The sequence below is a fragment of the Streptomyces sp. NPDC050636 genome, assembly GCF_040654775.1.
Lineage (GTDB): Bacteria > Actinomycetota > Actinomycetes > Streptomycetales > Streptomycetaceae > Streptomyces.
In genome coordinates, this window is the sequence record NZ_JBFAIP010000185.1 from 1 (window position 1) to 6,109 (window position 6,109).

General features: G+C 69.0%; 4 protein-coding genes and 1 pseudogene. 1 reads left to right on the top strand and 4 read right to left on the bottom strand.

Going from position 1 to position 6,109, the window contains the following annotated elements:
- Window positions 1-107: 107 nt before the first annotated feature.
- Together katG and AB0I10_RS39900 are read right to left on the bottom strand one after the other, a co-directional pair.
- Window positions 108-2,339, bottom strand: coding sequence for a catalase/peroxidase HPI (gene katG, locus AB0I10_RS39895; protein WP_363157646.1), 2,232 nt, complete (start codon window positions 2,337-2,339; stop codon window positions 108-110).
- Between the two features lie 33 nt (window positions 2,340-2,372).
- Window positions 2,373-2,615: pseudogene (locus tag AB0I10_RS39900) on the bottom strand (transcriptional repressor); the annotation flags it as partial.
- A 262-nt stretch (window positions 2,616-2,877) separates the two neighbouring features.
- Between AB0I10_RS39900 and AB0I10_RS39905 the strand changes: the two are divergent.
- The gene (locus AB0I10_RS39905) at window positions 2,878-3,294 is read left to right on the top strand and encodes a Fur family transcriptional regulator (protein WP_363157647.1); all 417 of its coding nucleotides are present in this window, start codon (window positions 2,878-2,880) and stop codon (window positions 3,292-3,294) included.
- A gap of 488 nt (window positions 3,295-3,782) precedes the next feature.
- On the opposite strand, the gene AB0I10_RS39910 is transcribed toward AB0I10_RS39905, so the two are convergent.
- Together AB0I10_RS39910 and AB0I10_RS39915 are read right to left on the bottom strand one after the other, a co-directional pair.
- Window positions 3,783-4,460, bottom strand: coding sequence for a response regulator transcription factor (locus AB0I10_RS39910; RefSeq protein ID WP_363157648.1), 678 nt, complete (start codon window positions 4,458-4,460; stop codon window positions 3,783-3,785).
- Window positions 4,405-5,916 carry a histidine kinase gene (locus tag AB0I10_RS39915; RefSeq protein WP_363157649.1) on the bottom strand — a complete coding sequence of 504 codons (1,512 nt, stop codon included), beginning with the start codon at window positions 5,914-5,916 and terminating at the stop codon, window positions 4,405-4,407. The genes AB0I10_RS39910 and AB0I10_RS39915 overlap by 56 nt, the downstream gene beginning before the upstream one ends.
- Window positions 5,917-6,109 lie beyond the last annotated feature (193 nt).

Sequence of the window (6,109 nt, forward strand, 5' to 3'; positions counted from 1 at the left end):
CGTCCTGGACTGGTGCTCGTACTGAGGGTGGTACGTCTTGGCTACCGCTTCGTAGCGTATCGGCGGGACTGCTGTGCGGCACTGCGTCGTTGACCTGGACGTCATGATCAGATGAGGTCGAACCGGTCGAGGTTCATGACCTTGTCCCACGCCGCGACGAACGCGTCGACGAACTTCTCCTTCGCATCATCGCTCGCGTAGACCTCCGCGAGCGCGCGCAGCTCGGAGTTGGACCCGAAGACGAGGTCGGCACGGCTGCCGGTCCACCGGACCTTGCCCGTGGCTGCGTCGCGGCCCTCGAACGTGTTCGCGTCCTCGGACGTCGCCTGCCACGTCGTGCCCAGGTCGAGCAGGTTGACGAAGAAGTCGTTGGTCAGAGACCCGGGGGTTTCCGTGAAGACGCCGAGCGCCGACTGCTGCTGGTTCGCGCCCAGGACGCGGAGGCCACCGACCAGGACCGTCAGCTCGGGAGCGCTCAGGGTCAGCAGGTTCGCCCGGTCGAGCAGCAGGTACTCGGCCGGCAGCCGGTTGCCCTTCCCGAGGTAGTTGCGGAACCCGTCGGCGGTCGGTTCGAGCGCGGCGAACGACTCCACGTCGGTCTGGTTCTGCGAAGCATCCACGCGGCCCGGCGTGAAGGGGACCTCGACATCGAAGCCGGCCTTCTTGGCGGCCTGCTCGACGCCCGCGGCACCGGCGAGCACGATCAGGTCGGCGAGCGACACCCGCTTGCCGCCGGTCTGGGCGGCGTTGAAGGACTCCTGGATCCCCTCCAGGGTGCGCAGCACCGTCGCCAGCTGGTCGGGGTCGTTGACCTCCCAGTTGCGCTGCGGCTCCAGGCGGATGCGCGCACCGTTGGCACCGCCGCGCTTGTCGCTGCCGCGGAAGGACGAGGCCGACGCCCACGCGGCGGACACCAGCTGGGACACCGACAGGTCCGATACGAGGACCTGGCTCTTGAGGGCGGCGATGTCGGCCGCGTCGATGAGCTCGTGTGTGACCGCGGGCAGCGGGTCCTGCCACACCAGCTGCTCCGCCGGGACCTCCGGGCCGAGGTAGCGCACGATCGGGCCCATGTCGCGGTGGGTCAGCTTGAACCAGGCGCGAGCGAAGGCGTCGGCGAACTCCTCGGGGTTGTCCTTGAAGCGCCGCGAGATCTGCTCGTAGGCCGGGTCGAACCGGAGCGAGAGGTCGGTCGTGAGCATCGTCGGCGCGTGGGTCTTCGACGCGTCGAAGGCGTCGGGGACGGTGCCGGCCCCCGCGCCGTCCTTCGGACGGTACTGGTACGCGCCGGCGGGGCTCTTGAACAGCTCCCACTCGTAACCGAAGAGGATCTCGAAGAAGCTGTTGTCCCAGGTGACCGGGGTGTTCGTCCAGATGCCCTCGAGACCGCTGGTGATCGCGTCGGCGCCCACACCGGTGCCGTTCGTGCTCTTCCAGCCGATGCCCTGCTGCTCCATCGGGGCGGCCTCGGGGTCGGGACCGACGTTGTCCGCCGAGCCCGCCCCGTGGGTCTTGCCGAAGGTGTGGCCGCCCGCGATCAGGGCGACCGTCTCCTCGTCGTTCATCGCCATCCGGCGGAACGTCTCACGGACGTCGCGGGCCGCGGCGATCGGGTCCGGGTTGCCGTTGGGGCCCTCGGGGTTGACGTAGATGAGGCCCATCTGGACGGCGCCGAGGGGGTCCTCCAGCTCCCGGTCGCCGGTGTAGCGCTCGTCGTCGAGCCAGGTGGTCTCGGGACCCCAGTAGACGTCCTCGTCGGGCTCCCAGACGTCGGGGCGGCCGCCGCCGAAGCCGAAGGTCTTGAAGCCCATCCCCTCCAGGGCCACGTTGCCGGTGAGGATCATGAGGTCGGCCCAGGAGAGGCTCTGGCCGTACTTCTTCTTGACCGGCCACAGCAGACGGCGGGCCTTGTCGAGGCTCGCGTTGTCCGGCCAGCTGTTGAGGGGGGCGAAGCGCTGCTGGCCGGCCCCGGCGCCGCCGCGGCCGTCGCTGATGCGGTAGGTGCCCGCGCTGTGCCAGGCCATCCGGATCATCAACGGGCCGTAGTTGCCGAAGTCGGCGGGCCACCAGTCCTGCGAGGTGGTGAGCACCTCGGCGATGTCGCGTTTCACCGCGGGCAGGTCGAGGGTCTTGAACGCCTCGGCGTAGTCGAACTCCTCGCCGAGGGGGTTGGCCACGGCGGGGTTCTTGGCGAGGATCCTCAGGTTGAGCCGCTCCGGCCACCACTGGCGGTTTCCGCCTCCCTGAGTCGGGTGCGGGGCACGACCGTGCACGACCGGGCAGCCGCCTCCGCCCTCCGTCTTCGCGTCTACGACGTTTGTGTCTTGGTTCTCAGACATGGGAATCCTTCCGAAATGGGCGGATCACGGTGCTCAGGAACTGTGGGTGGTGGAACAGCCGGGGCGCAGGCCCCAGTAGATGAGCTTGGCCTCGTCGATCGAGAAGCCGTTATCGTCGGCGTGGTCAGGGGACGTGGTCACGCAGTGTGCCTCGCCGACCGCGCAATCGGCGGCGGCGACACCACTCGACCGACACACACGGTCCGAAGGGAAGACATGTCCTACGCAATCGCGTACCCCGGAGGCGATCGCCTCGACGCCGAGGTGGTCACCGTCCAGGCGCCGGCGACGCGTGCGTGGACGACGCGCTCGGGCCGCCGACGCTCGCCTGCTCGCTGCCGTGGTTGTCCGCGACCGGGGGAACCGGATTCTGTGGTGAGCGGACCCGTCTGGTGAACCGTCACGCGCTTTCCCTGCGGTTGTCTTGTCCCTTGGCTGTCGCCGGAACCGATCCTACGATGGACGAAATCTAAGTCAATACAACAGCCAAACCCATACGAATTCATCCATCGGACAACGCGCTGTTAGGTTGGTGGCCATGAGTGACCTACTGGAACGGCTTCGCGGGCGTGGTTGGCGGATGACCGCCCAGCGCCGGGTCGTCGCCGAGGTACTCGATGGCGAGCACGTCCACCTCACCGCGGACGAGGTGCTCGCACGCGCCACCGCCCGGTTGCCGGAGATCTCCCGCGCGACCGTCTACAACACCCTTGGTGAGCTCGTCTCGCTCGGCGAGGTGATCGAGGTGGCCACCGACGGCCGCGCCAAGCGCTACGACCCGAACGCCCACCACCCCCACCACCACTTGGTGTGCTCGCGCTGCGGCGCCATCCGTGACGTCCACCCCAGCGGCGACCCACTGGCCGATCTGCCCGCCTCCGAGCGGTTCGGCTTCTCCGTCTCCGACGTCGAGGTGACCTACCGGGGTCTGTGCCCCGACTGCACCCGCGCCTGAGCCGACCCGCGCGCACCCGTAGCGTCCCGAAGCTTGCCCGAATAGACGGCGCGGCCGTCGCCGACGACAGCATTGGCTCCGGCGACCAGCGGTCCACGTACGGCGGCCGGCAGGTCTCTCTCCAGGGGATGGCGCCCGGACAGGGCCCGCACTCTGCGAAGCGACAGTGCTCCGAGCTGCCATCAGCAGCGCGTGGCAGAGGCAATGCGCTCGGGGATCGGATGAACTCTCCCGCCATACCTACTGCGCGACGCCCGCAAACTCTCCAGCCCCACCCCACGATGACGAACGGTAGCGGTTCCGTTGACGCATCGGCGGGCTATGCCTGGCGCCATTGACCAGCCCGGCGGAAAGCACTGGACCGTACTGCTCGACCCCTCGGGCCAGCCCTTCTGCATCCGCAGCACCCGCTGACCACACACAGCAGGCCCGGCGTCCCTGACAACTGCGCTCACACCCCACCGCCTGCCGCCGTGCAGCACCCGAAGTCACTGCACGACGCCATCGCCGCCCGATGTCCATTCCGCCGTGGGCTGGTGAGACAGGCCCGCCGAGTAGGCGAGGATCGCCGCCTGGACCCGGTTTCTCAAGCGGAGCTGCCGCAGGATCCGGCTTACCTGGGTCTTGACCTGAGACTCGGTCAGGCCCTGGCGCGCGCCGATCTCAGTATTGGACAAGCCGTGGGCGATCAGGGCGAGGATCGTGCGCTGCTCCTCCGGGAGGGCGCGCAAGCGGTCCTGCGCGTTGGAGACCGGAGAGGCAGCGGGAGGGGCGAACCGCTGGATCAGCGCGCGGGTCATCGGCGGGGAGATGATCGCGTCGCCGGCCACGACGACTTTCACGGCGCTCAGCAGGTCGTGCGGATAGACGTCCTTGACCAGGAAGCCGTCGGCCCCGCCTTTGAGGGCCGCGAAAAGGTACTCGTCCAGGGCATAGGACGTGAGCATGATGACGCGTGGCGGCCGCGGAAGGAGCACCATTTCCCGGGCCGCAGCGAGTCCGTCCATGCCGGGCATGCGGATGTCCACGAGGGCGACGTCCGGTTGATGCCGGCGAGCGATGTCGACGGCCTGCGAGCCGTCGGTGGCCTCGGCGACCACGGTGATCGCGTCATCCGATTCGAGCACGAGGCGTATGCCCTGCCGCACCAGTGCCTCGTCGTCCACCAGCAGAACCCGGATCATCGGGCTCCCCCGGAGGACAGGGACCGAGGAATTCCGCCGCTGCCCATGGCCTCCCAGCCGCATCGGCATCGGCATCGACATCGGCATCGGCATCGGCATCGGCATCGACGGCGGCCTCGGCAGGTATGCGGGCGACCAGGCTGAACCCGCCCTGCGGCGTCGCAAACGCCCGCACGGTTCCGCCCAACATGGACACCCGCTCGCGAATCCCGATGAGGCCGTGGCCACCCCCTGGTGTCGGCCCGGCCACCGGCCCGGGTGGCCGGCCGTTGCGGATGCTGACGTCCAGGCTCTGGGCGGACACTGTGACCGACACGCAGACCTCGGCTCCGGGCGCGTGCCGGACCGCGTTCGCGATCCCCTCTTGGATCACACGGTAGGCGGCCCGCTGTGCCGCCGCGCCGGCTCTCTCGGGCTCTCCGCTGACTTGCCACGTTGCTAGTACGCCCGCGCGCCGTACTTCGTTCACCAAAGCCTGAACGTCTTTCCGCCACGACTCAGCTCCGAGGGCCTGCGAACCGGCCGATGCCTCGCCCGCTCCTATGCCCTGCCCATCCATGCCGTCGTACCGCAACGCGTCCAGGAGATCCCGGAGTTCACCCATGGCACGTCGCCCCAGGTCGCCAAGAAGGCGGGCGCTCTTGTACGCCGCGGACCCCCGGGCCTCGCTGATTTCCAGAGCTCCGGATTGGATGACGATGAGCCCCACATAGTGGGCGACCACGTCATGGATGTCCCGGGCCATTCGCGCGCGCTCCTCCAGCCGGGCGTTGCGCGTGGCCAGTTCCTGCTCCCGCTGGAGTTGTTCCGCCGTGTGCCGCAGGCTGCGGATGAGCGCCCGGTGCGTACGAACCGTCGTGGCCACCAAGGCCGGAGCGATGACCGTCGGGATCACATAACCCATCGCGGCGTCCCGGACGAACAGTGGCACGGGAGGTCGTTCGCCGGTGATCATCAGGAAGTCCAGGACCGGCACCGTCGCCCCGGCCAGGCCGACCGCCACCGCCCAGCGGGTCCGCCCACGCACGACCAGGGTGTAGATCGCAAGGGGAAAGGTGATTCCGGCACCTCCCACCCACAGATCGGTGAGGGAGGTCGCGGCCAGGGCCAACGGCAGCCGACGGCGGAGCAGGACGGAGAGCGCGGCCAGAATCTCCGCGGCAGTGAGGGCGATGAGGAGGACACCGGAGGGTGCCCCGTCATCGGGCCCCGGGTAGGCCGTACGCCAGAGCGGCAGGAACACCAGCGATTGCAGAAGGCTGTACGCGGTGGCGGCTGCTGCGAGCGCGGCATCGATCGCGATGGCCCGACTGATCTTCAGCGTCCCCTGGCTTCGCTGTGGCCGGTGCTTGGGTCGCCTCGCGGGGGGTCCCTCTCTCACGAGCAGCCGTTTGACCCACGCCGCGGGCATCCGTATCCCCCTGATGCCGACTGCCATCGCCGTCCTCCCTGCCAACTTCCGCTAAAGGGCGGAACCTTAGCGCTCGGCCCCTCCCTATATACGCGGCTCGGCCCCTCCCGATGTACGGCCCACTCGCCTCATGTGACAGCGGCGTGCTCCGACCGGCTCGCGTCGGGACCCTCCGGTGCCGGGCAGGTGCGGGGGCCGGGGTACCGTCGATCGGATCGAC